The sequence below is a fragment of the Microbispora sp. ZYX-F-249 genome (genome assembly GCF_039649665.1).
In the GTDB taxonomy this organism is placed as follows: Bacteria; Actinomycetota; Actinomycetes; order Streptosporangiales; family Streptosporangiaceae; genus Microbispora; species Microbispora maris.
This window is the reverse complement of sequence record NZ_JBDJAW010000004.1, coordinates 270,240-287,075: the sequence shown is the minus strand read 5'-3', so window position 1 is coordinate 287,075 and position 16,836 is coordinate 270,240. Positions and strand designations below refer to the sequence as shown.

Below are 16,836 nucleotides of genomic sequence, written 5' to 3'. Positions count from 1 at the left end.
CGGGCCGGCGCGATCACGAGCGGGGAGACCATTGTGAACGCCCAATACCCGGTGGCGCGGCCCCGGCGGCTGCGCCGTACCGCCGCGATGCGCCGGATGGTCGCGGGGACGCGGCTGCACCCGGCCGAGCTCATCCTGCCGGTGTTCGTCAAGGAGGGCATCGCCGAGCCGCAGCCGGTGGGCTCGATGCCCGGGGTCGTCCAGCACACCCGCGAGTCACTGCGCAAGGCGGCCCACGAGGCGGCCGAGGCCGGCGTGGGCGGGATCATCCTGTTCGGGATCCCGGCGCACAAGGACGCCCGGGGCTCCGGCGCCGACGACCCCGACGGCATCGTCCAGGTGGCGCTGCGCGACCTCGCCTCCGACCTCGGCGACGCGCTCGTGCTGATGACCGACACCTGCCTGGACGAGTACACCGATCACGGCCACTGCGGCCTGCTGACGGCCGACGGCGAGGTGGACAACGACGCGACGCTGGAGCGGTACGCGTCGGCCGCGGTCGCGCAGGCGGCGGCCGGTTCCAGGATGATCGCGCCGAGCGGCATGATGGACGGCCAGGTGGGCGCCATCCGGGCGGCCCTCGACGCCGAGGGCTTCGCCGAGGTCCCGATCCTGGCGTACGCCGCCAAGTACGCCTCCGGGTTCTACGGGCCGTTCCGCGACGCCGCGGAGTGCGCGCCGCAGTTCGGCGACCGGAGCGCCTACCAGCAGGACCCGGCCGGCCCGGTCGGCGAGGCGCTGCGCGAGGTGCGCCTCGACCTGGCCGAGGGCGCGGACGCCGTCATGGTCAAGCCGGCCCTGGCCTATCTGGACATCCTGCGGCAGGTGCGCGACACCGTGGAGGTGCCGGTCGCGGCCTACCAGGTCAGCGGCGAGTACGCGATGGTCGAGGCGGCCGCGGCCAACGGCTGGATCGACCGGGAGCGGGTGATCATGGAGTCGCTGATCGCGATCCGCCGCGCCGGAGCCGACATGATCCTCACCTACTGGGCCACCGAGGTCGCCCGCGGACTATCCTGACACCTCATCAGGGGGGTCCTGCCGCGCCGCGACCGGCCAGAAGGCATTATCAGGTACGTACCGCGAGCATCTTGCGCATCGCAGGAGGGCGGCGGGGACGCTTGTGGGGAGGAGCGCCATGGTGGGGGTACCGCTGGCCCGACGTGCGAAACGGCGTGCGCATCACGCGCCGCGCAAGATGACGTCGGTGCTCGAGTACGCGCAACTGGGCTGGGCGAGCTGTATGGGCGCGCATCCGCTGAGCGAGGGGGGCAGGGCGTGCTCCTGTGACCGGGTCGGCTGTCCCGACCCCGGGATGCACCCGCTGTCGCCCGCGTGGCAGATGCAGGCCACGACGGACACCGCGCTGCTCACGCGGTGGTGGAAGCAGGATCCGGACGCGAACGTGATCCTGCCCACCGGCAGGGTGTTCGACGTGTTCGACGTACCGGCCGCGGCGGGCCGTCCCGCCCTGGCCGCCATGGACGCCGCAGGCTTCGACACGGGCCCGGTCGCCGAGAACGGCGACCGGGTGCTTTTTTTCGTGGCGACGCGTGGGGCGCCCGAGGACGAGGACGAGTGGTGGTCCTGCAGCCTGGACGCGGGACCCGAGACGATCGACAGCACGCCGGGGCTGCGCTGGCACTGCCGGGACAGCTACGTGCTCGCGCCGCCGTCCACCACCCCCTTGGGCGGGGTCGTGAGCTGGATCAGGCCTCCCGACGGCCGTCCCCTGCCCGACCCGCTGCGCGTGCTCGACCTGCTCGCCGACTTCTGCGAGTAGTTCCCGGTACGGGAGCCGCGTGGGCGGGCCCGTAATCTGGAGGGCGTGACTCGCACGCAGACCTCCGAGGACCTGTTCGACCGCGCCTGCCGGATCGTTCCCGGCGGCGTCAACTCGCCGGTGCGCGCCTTCGGCGCCGTGGGCGGCACGCCCCGATTCATGGCCTCCGGCGAGGGCCCGTACATCACCGACGTGGACGGCAACCGCTACGTCGACCTGGTGTGCTCCTGGGGCCCGATGATCCTCGGCCACCGCCACCCCGCCGTCGTGGAGGCGCTGGAGGAGGCCGTCGCGCGCGGCTTCTCGTTCGGCACCGCGACCGAGGGAGAGGTCCTGCTCGCCGAGGAGATCGTCTCCCGGGTGGCCCCCGTCGAGAAGGTCCGCCTGGTCAGCTCCGGCACCGAGGCCACCATGTCCGCCGTACGGCTGGCCCGCGGGTTCACCGGGCGGGCGAAGGTCGTGAAGTTCGCCGGCTGCTACCACGGGCACGTGGACGCGCTGCTGGCCTCGGCCGGGTCCGGGGTCGTCACGTTCGGCCTGCCCGACACCCCCGGCGTCACCGGCGCCGCGGCCGCCGACACGATCGTCCTGCCGTACAACTCGGTGGAGGCGGTCGAGGAGGCGTTCCGCAGCTTCGAGATCGCCTGCGTGATCACCGAGGCGTGCCCGGCCAACATGGGCGTGGTGCCGCCCGCCGACGGTTTCAACCGGCGCCTGCGCGAGCTGTGCACCGAGCACGGCGCGCTGCTGATCATCGACGAGGTGCTGACCGGGTTCCGCGTGTCCGCCTCCGGCTGGTACGGCATCGACCCCGTCGAGGCCGACCTCATGACGTTCGGCAAGGTCATGGGCGGCGGGCTGCCCGCCGCCGCGTTCGGCGGCCGGGCGGAGGTCATGGCCGCCCTCGCCCCCGAGGGGCCCGTCTACCAGGCCGGCACGCTGTCGGGCAACCCGCTCGCCTGCGCGGCCGGGCTGGCCACGCTGCGCGCCTGCGACGACGACACCTACGACCGGATCGACGCGTCCGCCCTGGTCATCGGCCGGGCCGCCTCCGACGCGCTGGCCGCCTCCGGGGTCCCGCACCGCCTCCAGCGGGCCGGGAACCTCTTCTCCATCTTCTTCACCGACACCCCGGTCACCGACTTCGACTCGGCGCGCACCCAGAACGCCGACGCGTACCGCGCGTTCTTCCACAGCATGCTCGACCAGGGCGTCTATCTGCCGCCGTCGGCGTACGAGGCGTGGTTCCTGTCGGCCGCCCACGACGACGCGGCGCTCACGCAGGTGGCCGAGGCCCTGCCCCTGGCCGCCAAGGCCGCCGCTCAGGCCGCCGGCGTCTGAGTCGCTCCACCCTCGTGCCCGGCGCGCGCCGGCTTCGGGCGGGTGCCGAGCACGAGGAGCAGCGAAGCCGCCGTCAGCGCCAGGCCGTACCAGACGACGCTCGTGACGCCCAGGTGGTCGACGAACAGCCCGCCGAACAGCGCCCCGAGCGCGATGGACGTGTTGTAGGCCATGGTGTTGAGCGACATCGCGGCCTCGAAGGTGCCGGGCGCGGCGGCCTGGGTCATGGTGATCTGGGAGAGCTGGACGACGCCGAAGGAGACTCCCCAGACGACCAGCGTGACGATCGAGCCGCCCGGCCCGTGCCCGATCGTGAGCAGCAGCAGCAAGGACACCACGAGCCCGGCGCAGCCGGCGATGAAGCCGCCCCGCGGATTCCTGCTCACCGCGAAGCCGGCGGCGAAGTTCCCGGCCGCGCCCCCGGCGCCGTAGAGCATCAGCACCAGCGTGACGAACAAGGGCGTGGCAGACGCGCTCTGCTCCAGGTAGGGGCGCACGAACGTGTACGCGCCGAAGTGGCCGAGCACGAAGAGCACGACGGCGACCAGCACCAGACGCAGCCGCGCGTTCCGCAGCGGGAGCCCGAAGACCTCACGCACCGAGACGGCGTTCGTCGACGGCAGGGACGGGACGACGGCGACGACCGCGACGAACACCAGCGCGCTGAGCCCGGCCCAGATGAGGAACGTGGTCCGCCAGCCGTCGAGGCTCTCCAGAACCGTTCCCAGCGGCATGCCCACGACCGCGGCGACCGAGATGCCGGACATCACGATGGCGGCCGCCCGGCTCGCGTGGCGTTCCGCCACAAGACGCATCGCCATGCTCACGCCGATGGCCCAGAACACCCCGCTCGCGAATCCCATGACGAGCCGGGTCGTCAGGATCAGCGGATAGCTCGGCGAGACGGAGGTGATCACGTTGCCCAGGGTCAGCGTCGCCAGCAGCGTGGACAGCAGGACGCGCCGGTCGACGCGCCTGGTCCACGCCACGATGAAGGGCACGCCGAGCCCGGCCGAGACGCCGTACAGGGTGACCATCAGCCCGGCGACGCCCACCGAGATGTCCAGGCTCGTGCTCATCGGAGTGAGCAGGCCCACGGGCATCAGCTCGGTCGTGAGGAAGACGAACAGGCTGGCGGTGATCGCCGCGACGCCGAGCCAGGACCTCACGGCCGTGTGCGTACGTCCGCCGGGGGCGGCCGTTCTCGTTTCGGTCATGGGCTCAAGGGTGCGCGAGCACCGACCTATGAGTCCAACACATAGTTGTCATCATTATCGATCGATGAATACGATCGATAGGTGGAGCTGCAGCAGCTGAGGTATGTCGTCGCGGTCGCGGAGACCAGCAACTTCACCCGGGCGGCCGAGCACTGCCGGGTGGTGCAGTCGGCGCTCAGCCACCAGATCGCCGCTCTGGAGCGGGAACTGGGAGCGCGGTTGTTCGAGCGCACCAGCCGCCGCGTACGCCTGACACCGGCGGGTGAGGCGTTCCTGCCCGCGGCCAGGGAGTGCCTGGAGGCCGCGGACCGCGCGCGGGCCGAGGTGGCGGTGGCCGGCGGGGAGATCCGCGGGCGGCTCGCCGTCGGCGCCGTTCCCACCGTGACGGCCGTCGACCTGCCGGTCGTCCTGAGGGACTACTGCCTGCGCCATCCGCGCGTGCGGATCACGCTCACCTCGGCGGGCAGCGGAGAACTGGCCGACCGCGTCAGGCAGGGCGGCGTCGACGTCGCGTTCCTCGGCCTGCCGCCCCGCGCGGAGCCCAAGGGCGTGCGCAGCCGCCGCCTCGGCGGCGGCGAGCTGGTCGCCGTGGTCGCGGCCGATCACCACCTGACAGAGGGCGAGGCCGACCTGCGGAGCCTGGCCGACGAGCCGTTCGTCGACTTCCGCACCGGCCATGCGGGGCGGGCGCAGTCGGACGAGGCCTTCGCGGCGGCGGGGGTGCGGCGTGAGGTGCCCTTCGAGGTGTCGTCCGCCGAGTTCATGGTCGACCTGGTGCGTCAGGGCCTCGGCGTGGGCATGCTGCCGGCCGCGTACGCGCCGCGCTTTCCCGACCTGCGGGTGATCCGCCTTCGCGACGCTCCGACGCGGGTGGAGCACCTGATCTGGGGCGATCGGTCGTCCCCGGCGGCCACGGCCTTCCTCGAGCTGCTACGCGCGGATCACACGGAAAGCGGCTGAGCCTCCCGAGGGTCGCCGCTTTTCGGGCCTCACTTCACCAGTTGATCGAGATCCACCTCGACGGGGAAGGGCACCTGCACCGCGAGGTGCCCGTGGTGGATCCCCGTCAGTGCGTACGCGCCCGTGGCGGGATCCCGTTCGTACACGTAGGCGACGGGACGCCCGTCGGTCTCCTCCACCCGCCAGAAGTGCGGGATGCCCGCCTCGGCGTACCGCAGCGGCTTGAGTTTGCGATCACGCTCCACGGACTCGGGGGAGACGATCTCGATCACGAGATGGACCTCTCGCGCCTCGTAAAAAGTGCGCGCGTTGTCCGCCGCCGCCTCGGCGTCGATGACCATCAGATCCGGGCACGGCCGCGTCCGTTCCCCCAGCTTGACGTCCATCTGCTGAACGGCTGACAGATGCGTGGGGGCCTCCGCGTCGAGTCGTTCTGTCAGGCCGCGGATGAGCCGCTCGTGGAACCGCCGCTGGGGGGACATGAAGACGAGTGCTCCATCGATCAGTTCGACGTGTTTGAAGAAGTCGGGCTCGCCGTTCGGGCCCTCATAGGGCAGATGATCGAGGTCGTCTGCGGCCCACCCCCAGGGAGGCGGCGCCGGCCAGTACTCGAGTGCGCTGCTCACGTCGTGCACTTTAGTGTCATCCTCGTCACTCACGGTAGCCGTTCCACTCAATCTCGTGACCCTTCCCCATTGTCTCCCGATTGGCTTGCGAGGGCGAGGATCAGCGGGAGGCGGGGGCGAGGGGTCTCGCGGGGGCCGTACGGGGGCGGGAGCCGGCGTAGAGGAGGCCGGCGAGGATGAGGGCGCCCGCGGCGACCGTGAGGAGGGAGATCGGCTCGCCGGTGAACAGGGCGGCGGCGGCGATGCCGAAGACCGGCACGAGCAGGCTGTACGGCGCGACGACCGAGGCGTCGTAGCGGGCCAGCAGCCACCCCCAGACGGCGAAGCCGCCCAAGGTGGACAGGAACGCGGTGTAGACCACGGCGCCCACGCCCTCGGCCGTGAACGACCCCAGCGAGGACGCCCCCTCGGTCGCCAGGGCCAGCGCCAGCAGGGGCGGCGCCGAGACCGCGCTCACCCAGACCATGAAGCGCAGGGAGTCGGGTGGTGCGGCCCTGCGGGTGGCGACGTTGCCGAGCCCCCACCCGGCCGCCGCGCCGACGCACAGCAGGAACGCGCCGAAGGGGATCGCCCCCGACCTCGCGACCACGTCGGCCGCGATCAGGCCCAGGCCGCCGAAGGCCACCGCCGTCCCGGCGATCCGGCGCCGCCCGAGCCGCTCGCCCAGCAGCGCGGTCGCGAACAGCGCGGTGAAGACCGCCTGCACCTGGAGGACCAGAGAGGTCAGCCCGGCGGGCATGCCGGCGCGCATGCCGAGCAGCAGCAGGCCGTACTGGGCCACGCCGAGCGACGCGCCGGTGGCCAGCACCCACCGCCAGGGCACGCGTGGCCCTCCGGCGACCAGCACGGCGGGGAAGGCGGCCAGCAGGAACCGGAGGGCGGCGTACGTCAGCGGCGGATAGTGCTTCAGGCCCGTCTGCATGACGACGAAGTTGAAGCCCCAGACGGCGGCGAGCGCGACGGCGAGAGCCAGGTGGCGGGGGCGCATGGAGCAGGGGATCAGCGTGAGGAGGGGCGGCGGTCGCGGGTCTGCCGCGCCTGCCGCGCCAGGGTCTCCAGGTAGGAGGTCTGCTCGGAACGGGAGGGCTTCGTGAAGAGGCGGTTGAAAATTCGCATGGTCATATCGTCGCATCGCTAAACAGTTGAGCGCAAACAAGTTTTTCTAAGGAGAACGGTTTAGACTGGCTACATGTTGGACCTCAACCGGTTGAAGGCCCTGCACGCCGTCGCGGTCTACGGTTCCGTGGGCGCCGCGGCCGAGGCGCTGATGGTCACCCCCTCGGCGATCTCCCAGCAGCTCGCCAAGCTCGAACGGGAGACCGGCGCCGTGCTGATCGAGCGCAACGGGCGCGGGGTGAAGCTGACCGACGCCGCCGGGCTGCTCGCCGAGCACGCCGAGCGCATCCTCGCGCTCGTCGAGACGGCGGAGGCCGACTTCGAGGCGCTGCGCGGGGAGGTGGTCGGCAAGCTGAACATGGCCGCCTTCCCCACCGCGGCCCGGGGCATCGTGCCGCGCGCCCTGACCGCGCTCAAGAGGCAGCACCCCGATCTCGACCTGCTCGTCTACGAGAGGGAGCCGGAGCGGCAGACCCGCGAGCTGGTGCGCGGCGACCTCGACCTCGCCGTCCTGCAGGACTGGCTCAATCGGCCGATGGCGCTGCCCGAGGGGCTGTCGCGTACGACGCTGCTCGACGACGTGGCCGACGTCGTCGTGCCGGCCGACCATCCCCTGGTGAGCGCCGACCGGGTGCGGCTGAGCGACCTCGCGGGCGACAGCTGGATCAGCTCGACCCCCGGCACTGTGTGTCACGACTTCCTGGTGTTCCTGCTGCGCTCGGAGGAGCGGGAACCGCGGATCGTCTGCATGGCCGACGAATACCCCACTCAGCTCGCGCTGGTCGCCGAGGGCCACGGCTGCGCGCTGATCCCCCGGCTGGGCCGGGGACCGCTGCCCGAGGGCGTCGCCGTCCTGGCCGTCCAGCCGCCGCCGGTGCGGCGGATCTACGCGGTCTGGCGGACCGACGCCGCCCGCCGTCCCGCGATCCGCGCCGCCGTCGACGCGCTGCGCTCCGCGTGCTCCGAGCTGCCCGGCGGGTAGGCTGTCCAGGTCATGACAGAGATGACCATCGTTCACCTGCTCCGGCACGGTGAGGTTCACAATCCACGCGGGGTCCTGTACGGCAGGCTGCCGGGCTACCACCTGTCCGAGACCGGCCTGCGGATGGCCGAGGTGGTCGCCAAGGCCGTCGAGGGCAGGGACATCGTCACGGTGTGGAGCTCGCCCATGGAGCGCGCCCAGGAGACCGCGGCGCCGTCCGCCAAGGCGCTCGGCCTGGAGGTGGCCACCGACGAGCGGCTGATCGAGGCGGGCAACGTCTTCGAGGGCCTGCGGATGGCCGGCACCGACAACGTCTTCCGCGATCCGCGGTCCTACCGCCACTTCAGGAACCCGTTCCGGCCGTCCTGGGGAGAGCCGTACCGGGATGTCGTGGCACGGATGAAGGCCGTCGTGGACGACGCCCGGGCGGCGGCGCGCGGCCACGAGGCGCTGCTGGTCAGCCACCAGCTGCCCATCTGGATCATCCGGCTGGCCGCCGAGGGCAGGCGGCTGTGGCACGACCCGCGCCGCCGCCAGTGCGCGCTCGCCAGCCTCACCAGCCTGACCTTCGAGGGCGACCGGCTCATCAGCGTCGGCTACAGCGAACCCGCCGGGGCACTGCTCCGGGCGTCCGGTGCGCAGCCGCAGGGCGAGGCCGCGCTGTTCGACAAGGCCGGCGAGGCGCTCCCGGAGGTCCTGCGGGCGGGTCCGGAGGACGAGGAGACGCCCGGCCCGCGATCCGTTCCCGGCGCATGACCCGGCGAACGGGGCACCCGCATCGGTCGGTAGGCTTACAGCTCTACCGGTTGTAGTACAAGGAGAATCTCCTCCCGTGTCCGCCATGCGTCCGTCCGCCACGCGCGTGACCGTCAAGCGTCTGACCGCGTTCGCCGCCGCGGCCGCGGCCGCGACGGCCCTCGCCGGCTGCGCGGGCGGCCAGGCGGCCCAGCCCCGCTCCGGTGACACGCGTTTCGTCGCGGGGGACGGCCGCGTCGAGTTCTTCGCCGCCGCCCAGCGCCACAAGGCTCCCGTGGTCGAGGGGCAGACCCTCGACGGCGGCTCCGCCACGCTGACCGCGGGCAAGGTCCACGTGCTGAACTTCTGGGCCTCCTGGTGCGCGCCCTGCCGCGCCGAGGCGCCGGTGCTCAAGGACATCGCGGCGACCACGAAGTCCAAGGGCGTGGAGTTCCTCGGGGTCAACTTCAAGGATCTCAAGGCCTCCGCCCAGGCGTACGACCGCTCGGTCGAGCCCGGCTACCCGAGCATCTACGACCAGAGCGGCAAGGTGCTGCTGCAGTTCCAGGGCACGGTGCCGCCCGCCGCCATCCCCTCCACGCTGATCATCGACGCCCAGGGCCGCATCGCCGCCCGCGCGCTCGGCGCGGTCAAGTACGACGACCTGCTCTCGGCCGTCACCAAGGTGACCGATGAGTGACCTCGGCAGCACCGTCGCGACCGGATCGCTGCTGCTGGCCGCGCCGATCGCCGTGGTCGCCGGGCTCGTGTCGTTCGTCTCGCCCTGCGTGCTGCCGCTGGTCCCCGGCTACCTGTCGTACGTCACGGGCATGAGCGGCGACCCGAAGCGCGGCCGGATGGTGCTCGGCAGCGCGCTCTTCGTGCTCGGGTTCGCGGTCGTGTTCGTGCTCGGAGGCGCGCTGTTCGGCGGCCTCGGCGCGGCGCTGCACGGCAACGCCGACGTGATCACCAGGGTCCTCGGGGTGGTGACGATCGTCCTCGGGCTGGCCTTCGTGGGCGTGATCCCCGGACTCCAGCGTGACGTGCGCATCCACCGGCTGCCGGCGGCCGGCATAGCGACGGCGCCGCTGCTCGGGGTCGTCTTCGGCCTCGGCTGGACGCCGTGCATCGGCCCGACGCTGGCGGTGGTGATGACGCTCTCGGTGGACCAGGGCAGCGCGCTGCGCGGCGCCGCCCTCGCCTTCGCGTACGCGCTGGGCCTCGGGCTGCCGTTCGTGGTGGCGGGGCTGGCCTACCGCAAGGCGCTGCACACGTTCAAGGCGGTGCGCCGCCACACCCCGCTGATCACCAAGGTCGGCGGCGGCATGCTCGTGGCCGTCGGCCTGCTGCTCGTGACCGGGCAGTGGTCGCAGATCATCGTCCACCTGCAGGTCTGGGTCGGCGGCTTCAGGCCGGTGATCTGATGAGCGCCCCCGACGACCTCGCGTCCGCCGTACGGGACGAGCCCGCGGCCCGGCAGGAGACGCAGGAGCAGGAGCGGACCAAGCCGGTCGGCCTGGGACCGGTCGGCTGGCTGCGCTGGGCCTGGCGCACGCTCACCTCGATGCGCACGGCGCTGATCCTGCTGTTCCTGTTCGCGCTCGGCTCGGTGCCCGGCTCCATCTACCCGCAGCGGGGGGTCGACCCGGCCAGGGTCGCGCAGTACTTCAAGGACAACCCCACCCAGGCGAAGTGGCTCGACCGGTTCTGGCTGTTCGACGTCTTCAGCTCGCCCTGGTTCGCCGCGATCTACCTGCTGCTGTTCGTCTCGCTGGCCGGATGCGTGTTCCCGCGCGCGCTGGCGCACGTCAAGGAGATCCGGCGCCGCCCGCCCGCCGCGCCGCGCAACCTCCTGCGCTTGCCGCACAGCGAGGCGCTCGGCGGCGGCCTCACCCTGGAGCAGGCCGCCGCCACGCTCAGACGCAGGCGGTTCCGGGTGGTCACCGGCGACGGCTGGGTGGCGGCCGAGAAGGGCTACCTCCGCGAGACCGGCAACCTCCTGTTCCACGTCGCGCTGCTCGCGCTGCTGTTCGCCGTCGGCGCCGGCGGCCTGTACGGCTACCGCGGCAACGTGCTGGTCGTGGAGGGTGACGGCTTCTCCAACGCGGTGGCGGCCTACGACCGCTTCATGCCCGGCACCCGGGTCACCGCCGAGTCGCTGGAGCCGTTCTCCTTCACGCTGAAGGACTTCCAGGCGAGCTACGTGGCCGCGGGGGACAAACAGGGCCAGCCGCTCGACTATCTCGCCAAACTGACCGTCCAGGACTCGCCGACGTCCGCGCCGCGCGAGGCGGACCTCAAGGTCAACGACCCGCTGGACGTGGACGGCACGCTGACCTACCTGATCGGGCACGGCTACGCGCCCACGTTCCGGGTGACCGACGGCAAGGGCCAGGTGGCCTACGACGGCCCGGTGCCGTGCCTGGCCGACGACCAGGCCACGTACACGTCCGAGTGCGTCATCAAGGTGCCGGACGCGCAGCCGACCCAGCTCGGGTTCCTGGCGCGCTTCCTGCCCACGACCGTGCCGAGCGGCGACGCCTGGGTGTCGGTCTTCCCCGGCGCCGCGAACCCGACCGTGCAGATCTTCCCGTTCGCCGGCGACCTCGGCCTGAAGTCGGGGCAGCCGCAGTCGGTCTACCAGCTCGACACCACGAACCTGAAGCCGCTCGGCAAGATGTCGGCCCAGCCGACCCCGCTCAACGTGGGCGAGACCAAGGAGCTCGCCGACGGCGCCGGGAAGATCGAGTTCACCGGCGTGAAGGAGTGGATCAGCCTCCAGGTCACCTACGACCCCGGCCGGGAGCCCGCCCTGCTGGCCGCGGCCGCCGCGGTGATCGGGCTCGTGCTGTCCCTCACGATCCGCCGGCGCCGCGTCTGGGTGCGGGTGAAGGACGGGACGGCCACGGTGGGCGGATTGACCCGCACCGAAGGCGGCGGCGCGGCCTTCGCCGAGGAGTTCGCCCAGATCGTCACCGCCCTGCGCGGCGGCGCCGACGGATCCCCGGCCGAGACGCCGGAGGCGACCGGGCCGGACGCGCCCGCCACGACCGAGCCCGGGGCGTCCGCGCCGGACGAGCCCGCCACGACCGAGCGGGGGGTGTCCGTGCCGGACGCGCCCGCCACGACCGAGCCCGGGGCGTCCGCGCCGGACGCGCCCACCGGAAACGCTGCGCCGGGCGGCCGCCCGGACGAGGAGTGAGTGATGCCCGCCCCGGTAACCCAAGCGGTCAACGAGAGTCTCGCGACGTTGAGCGACCAGCTGATCCTGGTCACCGTCCTGCTGTATCTCGCCGCGATGATCTGCTACGCGCTGGATCTCGCCTTCGGCCGGACCCGCACGGTCGTGTCCGCCCGGCGGCGGGAGCTCGTCGGCGCGGGCGGCCCGGCGGTGCCCGATGACGCGACCGGCGACGCGACCGGCGACACGCCGCATGGCGCGCAGCCGGCGGCGTGGGCCGTCCGCGCGGGGACCATCGGCGTGGTCCTCACCTGGATCGCGTGGGCCGGCAACCTCGCCGGCATCCTCACCCGCGGCATCGCGGTCGACCGCTGGCCGTGGGCCAACATGTACGAGTTCGTGGTGGCCATCTGCTTCGCCGCCGTGACCGCGTTCCTCGCGCTGCTGATCCGGCAGCCGATCCGTTTCCTCGGCGCGTTCGTGACCGTGACGGCGGCGCTCGGACTGGGCTTCGCCGTGCTGTTCCTGCACGTCCAGGCGGGCCCGGTGATGCCCGCGCTGCACTCGTACTGGATCGCGATCCACGTCACGGCGGCGATCGTGGCGAGCGGGCTGTTCATCGTTGCGGGCGTGTGCGCGATCCTCTACCTGATCCGCAAGGACGGGCGCCCTTCGGTGCTGCCGAGCCGGGAGAGCCTGGAGCGCGTCGCGCACCGCGCGATCGTCATCTCCTTCCCGATCTGGACGTTCGCCGTCATCGCCGGCGCCCTGTGGGCCGACCGCGCGTGGGGCCGCTACTGGGGCTGGGACCCGAAGGAGGTGTGGGCGTTCATCACGTGGGTCGTCTACGCCGCCTATCTCCACGCCCGGGCGACGGCCGGGTGGCGCGGCAAGGCCGCGATGATCATCTCGCTGGTCGCCTTCGGTTGCCTGCTGTTCAACCTGGTCGGCGTCAACATCTTCTTCTCGGGACTGCACTCCTACGCCGACGTGCCCAAGTAAGGGGCCGTTCGCGGCAACAGGGCCTCACGCCGTTCGCGGCGCGGGCCTCACGCGGGGGACCCGGCGGGGGTTGTCGCGAGGGAGGTGCGCGGGGGGGTCGCGCGGGGTCTCAGGTCAGTCTGGTGTGGGGTCTCGTGCGGGTCAGTCCTCGTCGCGCAGGCGCCGGTCGAGGCTGCGCAGGAACTCGGGGTCATCGTCGGGTCCGCGGGGCACGTCGCCGCTCTGGGCCCACCCGCCGCCTCCCGCCGCGTACACGGCGTGCTGACGGCGGGGGCGACCCACGAGGAGCCAGGTCAGCGCACCGATGTCCGCCAGGAGGATCACGATGAGGACCCACAGGAACTTCGGGAGATTGCGCACGTCCTGTTCGGGGGTCGTGATCACGTCGAAGAGGCAGTAGAGCCAGAGGGCAAGCAGCGCCAGGCCGATAATCACGCTAGGCATGCCCACACGGTAAGCCATGCCGGCCACTGATCGGGTCGGGCTTCGGGGTGACGGGGACAGCGCGGCATCGTACGGTGGACCGGTACGCGGCACGAGGACGCGGAGCCTGACTGAGGGGTGCCATGGCGGAGCCGGGCGACAGAGGCCGCCACCGGCGGGGGTCGCGGTGGTGGCAGCGAGGGCCCTATTTGTCCTCCCACCGCCGGACGGACGCCCCAGAACGCCCGCGCGACCGTGCTTCCGACCGTGCTTCCGATCGGGCTTCCGAGCGTGCTTCCGATCGGGCGGCGGAACGCGAGCGGGACCGGCCCGGCGAGCGGGCCCAGAGCCGGCGCCCGGAGTGGGATGTCCAGTGGACTGCGCAGTGGGATGCGCAGTGGAGCGGCGAATGGGCGGCCGATCGGCCGGAGCGGCCGGTGGACCGGGTCCACGCGGTCACCGCGCCCGTGGTGGACGACCGGCCGCAGTACACCTGGCAGGACTTCGAGCTCGACGACCTGCCGACGCGGGCCGCGCCCCACCCGCCCGACGCACCCGACCTGCGTGACGGCAGACGGCACTGCGGGCCGCTGGAGCGCATCCTGTACCGCGAGTGGGACGCCGCCGAGGGACCTCCGTCCGCCGACGCCGTACGGGCCGTGGACAGCCTGGCGAGGCTCCCCGAGCAGCTCAAGACCAAGCTCGCCATCGGGCTCGAAGGCATCTACGTCGGGCGCGGCGGGGTGCCCGACCTGGACGACATGGGCTACCTGCGCGGCGCGCCGCTGCCGTCGGGCCGGGCCACCTGGGACATCTGCGCCGGCGCGTACGGCGACCGCAAGATCGTGGTGGGGGACCGGCCGTCGCCGACGCCCGACGTGATGATGCACGAAGTCGGGCATGCGCTGGACGACGTGGACGCGGGTCCGGGAGAGTGGGTGTCGGACTCCCCGGAGTTCGCGGCGCTCTACGAGGAGTGCCTGCCGCTGTTCGCGTCGTCGTTCCACCGGCAGCCCGGCGGCCTGGGGCGCAAGGAGTTCTTCGCCGACGCGTTCGCGGCGATCGCGTCCCGGCAGCGTCCGGCCCTGGTCGACATGCTGGGCGGCGACACGCGGACGGCCCTCAACGTCATGCTCTTCTTCAACCGGCGTTACGGAATCTAGGTGATTCGGATGTACGTGATCCGGCTCGGCGACGGGACGCTGCGCGTGCCCCGGTCACTGACCACCGATGACGGGCGCCTCATCGGCAACGCGTACGTGGAGGTCGCGCCGGGCGAGCCCGGCTACGAACGCTGGCTGGCCGAGTCGATCACCGAGGAGGAGGACGCCGAGCGCCGGCGCCGCTGGCGTGAGGGCGACGACGCGCTCGAGCAGGCGTTCCTGGCCTTCAAGGCGGAGCAGGACTGACGTACCCGGCAAGGGAGCAGGACAAGCCGGGGACGCAGACTCGACGTGGGGCTGACTCCGGTGACCCTGCGGCGTCCGGGTAGCGCGCAGGATCACCTGGTGCTGGTACTGCGTCAGACTCGCGGGGAGTCGCCGTTCGGCCTTTCGGCCGTGAGGACGTCCTCACCGCGAAGGAGGGCGTGCACTTCCGATTCACGGAATCGCCTGTGCCCCCCGGGGGTACGGATGCTGCTGATGCGCCCGGCCGCGGCCCAACGGGTCACGGTCTTCGGGTCGACCCTGAAGAGAGCGGCAACCTCTCCAGGAGTCAGCAGTCGCTCGCTGCTACTCTCCACAATCTCTCCCCCTCGCGTCCCGCGTCCTGCAGCGGGCGGACAGGTAACCAGTGTGCCGAGCGAAGCCTGATTTATCCGTGGTTTTCGGAGAAGATCACGGGTTGTTACCGGCTCAGTGCCCGATTGTTATATGATAGAGCCTCTTTGGGGCGCTCATGGGTGTTTCTTTACAAAAGCGCCTTGTTGTGAACACTAGCAGTGCCCGCAGCAGATGCGAAGAGAGACTGGCGGGCCGGGAGGGTGACGTAACCTCGACGCTGTGCATCCGGTTGTCGTTTACACCCTTTCGCGCCTCGGGCTGTTCGCCGTCGCTCTCGGCGTCCTGTATCTCGTCGGCCTGCGGTCGTTCCCGCTTCTCCTGGTCGCCGTCCTGGTCAGCGGTCTGGCCAGCTACGTGCTGCTGTCCAAACAGCGCGACGCGGTGAGCGAGCGCATCGCCGGGAAACGGCGGGAGGCGGGGAAGAACTAGGTCGCCGGGAACATGCCGACGCGGGCATGGTACTCATGCCCGAGCTCCGTCGTGTCGCTTCCCACCAAAAGACCTGTCTTTACGGTCAGGAACGCCTTTACCCCGATACCCCTTTCCCTCGTCGGGTTCCAGCGCAGCGCCCTGCCCCTGACCGGGTCGATCGCCCCGATCCCGGGCCGGTGGACCGCCCCCGGGCCCGCCGTGTCGGCGCCCTTCGGGTTGTCCAGCCAGCGCTGGTGTCCGCCCACGTAGACGGCGGACCCCGTGACCGCGACCGCGTACAGGGAGTCGCCTCCGGTCAGGTTCACCCAGGTCGGGCGGATCGCCTCACCCTTCGCGTACGTCTCGAACCTGGCAGCGGAGTCGCACAGCTTCGAGGTGCCGCGCGCCGCCCCGCCGGTCGTGACGACCACGAAGTAGCGCCCGTCCGGAGACAGGTCGAGCCCCCGCACGTACGACGGGAAGTCGGGCTTGCACGCCGGGGCGTACGCCTCGGTCCGCCAGTCGGCCACCCGCCCGGTGGTCAGGTCGATCACGCCGAGCTGCGGGCGGCGCAGACCGTCGAGCGTGGTGAACGAGCCGTCCACCACTAAGCGGTCGCGTACGGCGGCCATCGCGTAGATCCGGGGATCGCCGCGGCGCTCGTCGCCGGGCGTGACGGTGAACCGGGGGTCGACCACACCGGTCCCGGCGTCCACCCGGGCCAGCGCGGTGCGCGGGCTCCGGCCGATCCTGCTGAAGTCGCCGCCCACGTAGAGCGCGCCGCCCAGCCGTACCAGGCTGGTGACGTCGCCGCCGTAGACGGGGGCGGAGAAGTCGTCGTCGACGGCGCCGTCGGACAGGCGGAGGCGGACCAGGGCCCGGGAGGGCACGCCGAAGGCGCCGCCCACGTAGACCGTGTCGCCGGGGCCGGCCGCCAGCGCGGCCACCGGCCCGTCGAGGTCCGGCGCGAAGTCGCGCAGGACGCGCCCGGTGTAGAGGTCGAAGGCGAAGACGTTGGCCCGCGGCAGGTCCTCCCCGCCCCGGGCCTCGCGGACCGCGCTGAACTCGCCCCCCACCACGACGGTGCGGCCGACCAGCGCGAACGCGGTCACGATGCCGTCCAGCACGTGCGGCGTGATGTTCACCGGATTCTCCGACACCACACGGGGCTGCGGGATGCCGGCGGACGCCGTGACGGCTGGGAGAAAGGCGGCGCATGTGACGAGCGATGCGACCGGGAGCAGTGCGGTGGTGACGCGCATTCCCCAATTTCTA

General features: G+C 71.9%; 18 protein-coding genes and 1 pseudogene. 13 read left to right on the top strand and 6 right to left on the bottom strand.

The annotated features are described in order from the left end of the window. Nucleotides 1–33 precede the first annotated feature (33 nt). From hemB to hemL, 3 genes are all read left to right on the top strand, one after another. Complete coding sequence (hemB, locus tag AAH991_RS07805) at nt 34–1,020, top strand: porphobilinogen synthase (protein ID WP_346225154.1); 987 nt, start codon at nt 34–36, stop codon at nt 1,018–1,020. 118 nt (nt 1,021–1,138) lie between these two features. Next, entirely contained in the window at nt 1,139–1,783 is a 645-nt protein-coding gene (locus tag AAH991_RS07800; protein WP_346225064.1) for a bifunctional DNA primase/polymerase, read from the top strand. 45 nt (nt 1,784–1,828) lie between these two features. Then, nucleotides 1,829–3,124 carry a glutamate-1-semialdehyde 2,1-aminomutase gene (gene hemL / locus AAH991_RS07795; protein ID WP_346225063.1) on the top strand — a complete coding sequence of 432 codons (1,296 nt, stop codon included), beginning with the start codon at nt 1,829–1,831 and terminating at the stop codon, nt 3,122–3,124. On the opposite strand, the gene AAH991_RS07790 is transcribed toward hemL, so the two are convergent. After that, entirely contained in the window at nt 3,106–4,341 is a 1,236-nt protein-coding gene (locus AAH991_RS07790; protein ID WP_346225062.1) for an MFS transporter, read from the bottom strand. The genes hemL and AAH991_RS07790 overlap by 19 nt on opposite strands. An 81-nt stretch (nt 4,342–4,422) precedes the next feature. On the opposite strand from AAH991_RS07790, the gene AAH991_RS07785 reads away from it, so the two are divergent. Continuing rightward, nucleotides 4,423–5,301: a LysR family transcriptional regulator gene (locus AAH991_RS07785; RefSeq protein ID WP_346225061.1), complete on the top strand. Its 879-nt coding sequence runs from the start codon at nt 4,423–4,425 to the stop codon at nt 5,299–5,301. Nucleotides 5,302–5,330: 29 nt separating this feature from the next. On the opposite strand, the gene AAH991_RS07780 is transcribed toward AAH991_RS07785, so the two are convergent. Both AAH991_RS07780 and AAH991_RS07775 read right to left on the bottom strand, forming a co-directional pair. Further along, a complete protein-coding gene (locus AAH991_RS07780) occupies nt 5,331–5,927 on the bottom strand; it encodes a Uma2 family endonuclease (protein WP_346225060.1) in 597 nt (198 codons plus the stop codon). A gap of 100 nt (nt 5,928–6,027) precedes the next feature. Further along, entirely contained in the window at nt 6,028–6,915 is an 888-nt protein-coding gene (locus AAH991_RS07775; protein ID WP_346225059.1) for an EamA family transporter, read from the bottom strand. A 201-nt stretch (nt 6,916–7,116) separates the two neighbouring features. Here AAH991_RS07775 and AAH991_RS07770 point away from each other — a divergent pair, with 201 nt between their 5' ends. The 6 genes and pseudogenes from AAH991_RS07770 (at nt 7,117) to ccsB (ending at nt 12,943) form a co-directional block, all read left to right on the top strand. Beyond that, on the top strand, nt 7,117–8,025 hold the full coding sequence (locus AAH991_RS07770) for a LysR family transcriptional regulator (protein ID WP_346225058.1): 909 nt from the start codon (nt 7,117–7,119) through the stop codon (nt 8,023–8,025). 12 nt (nt 8,026–8,037) lie between these two features. After that, nucleotides 8,038–8,646: pseudogene (locus AAH991_RS07765) on the top strand (histidine phosphatase family protein); the annotation flags it as partial. 220 nt (nt 8,647–8,866) lie between these two features. Beyond that, on the top strand, nt 8,867–9,460 hold the full coding sequence (locus tag AAH991_RS07760) for a TlpA family protein disulfide reductase (protein WP_346225153.1): 594 nt from the start codon (nt 8,867–8,869) through the stop codon (nt 9,458–9,460). Beyond that, the gene (locus AAH991_RS07755; RefSeq protein ID WP_346225057.1) at nt 9,453–10,184 is read left to right on the top strand and encodes a cytochrome c biogenesis CcdA family protein; all 732 of its coding nucleotides are present in this window, start codon (nt 9,453–9,455) and stop codon (nt 10,182–10,184) included. The genes AAH991_RS07760 and AAH991_RS07755 overlap by 8 nt, the downstream gene beginning before the upstream one ends. Continuing rightward, a complete protein-coding gene (resB, locus tag AAH991_RS07750; RefSeq protein ID WP_346225056.1) occupies nt 10,184–11,962 on the top strand; it encodes a cytochrome c biogenesis protein ResB in 1,779 nt (592 codons plus the stop codon). Before AAH991_RS07755 ends, resB begins: the two co-directional genes overlap by 1 nt. A 3-nt stretch (nt 11,963–11,965) precedes the next feature. After that, complete coding sequence (gene ccsB / locus AAH991_RS07745) at nt 11,966–12,943, top strand: c-type cytochrome biogenesis protein CcsB (RefSeq protein WP_346225055.1); 978 nt, start codon at nt 11,966–11,968, stop codon at nt 12,941–12,943. Between the two features lie 141 nt (nt 12,944–13,084). Here ccsB and AAH991_RS07740 read toward each other — a convergent pair whose 3' ends face one another. Continuing rightward, the gene (locus AAH991_RS07740; protein ID WP_346225054.1) at nt 13,085–13,387 is read right to left on the bottom strand and encodes a PLD nuclease N-terminal domain-containing protein; all 303 of its coding nucleotides are present in this window, start codon (nt 13,385–13,387) and stop codon (nt 13,085–13,087) included. Nucleotides 13,388–13,803: 416 nt separating this feature from the next. Here AAH991_RS07740 and AAH991_RS07735 point away from each other — a divergent pair, with 416 nt between their 5' ends. Together AAH991_RS07735 and AAH991_RS07730 are read left to right on the top strand one after the other, a co-directional pair. Further along, the gene (locus AAH991_RS07735; protein ID WP_346225053.1) at nt 13,804–14,529 is read left to right on the top strand and encodes a hypothetical protein; all 726 of its coding nucleotides are present in this window, start codon (nt 13,804–13,806) and stop codon (nt 14,527–14,529) included. A 9-nt stretch (nt 14,530–14,538) separates the two neighbouring features. After that, the gene (locus AAH991_RS07730; RefSeq protein ID WP_346225052.1) at nt 14,539–14,775 is read left to right on the top strand and encodes a hypothetical protein; all 237 of its coding nucleotides are present in this window, start codon (nt 14,539–14,541) and stop codon (nt 14,773–14,775) included. Between the two features lie 113 nt (nt 14,776–14,888). Here the strand turns inward: AAH991_RS07730 and AAH991_RS07725 are convergent, their stop codons facing one another. After that, on the bottom strand, nt 14,889–15,110 hold the full coding sequence (locus tag AAH991_RS07725) for a BldC family transcriptional regulator (RefSeq protein WP_079315524.1): 222 nt from the start codon (nt 15,108–15,110) through the stop codon (nt 14,889–14,891). 259 nt (nt 15,111–15,369) lie between these two features. On the opposite strand from AAH991_RS07725, the gene AAH991_RS07720 reads away from it, so the two are divergent. Continuing rightward, nucleotides 15,370–15,579, top strand: a complete 210-nt coding sequence (locus AAH991_RS07720) for a DUF4229 domain-containing protein (protein ID WP_346225051.1) — start codon at nt 15,370–15,372, stop codon at nt 15,577–15,579. Here the strand turns inward: AAH991_RS07720 and AAH991_RS07715 are convergent. Then, the gene (locus AAH991_RS07715) at nt 15,576–16,706 is read right to left on the bottom strand and encodes a hypothetical protein (RefSeq protein ID WP_346225050.1); all 1,131 of its coding nucleotides are present in this window, start codon (nt 16,704–16,706) and stop codon (nt 15,576–15,578) included. The genes AAH991_RS07720 and AAH991_RS07715 overlap by 4 nt on opposite strands. Nucleotides 16,707–16,836 lie beyond the last annotated feature (130 nt).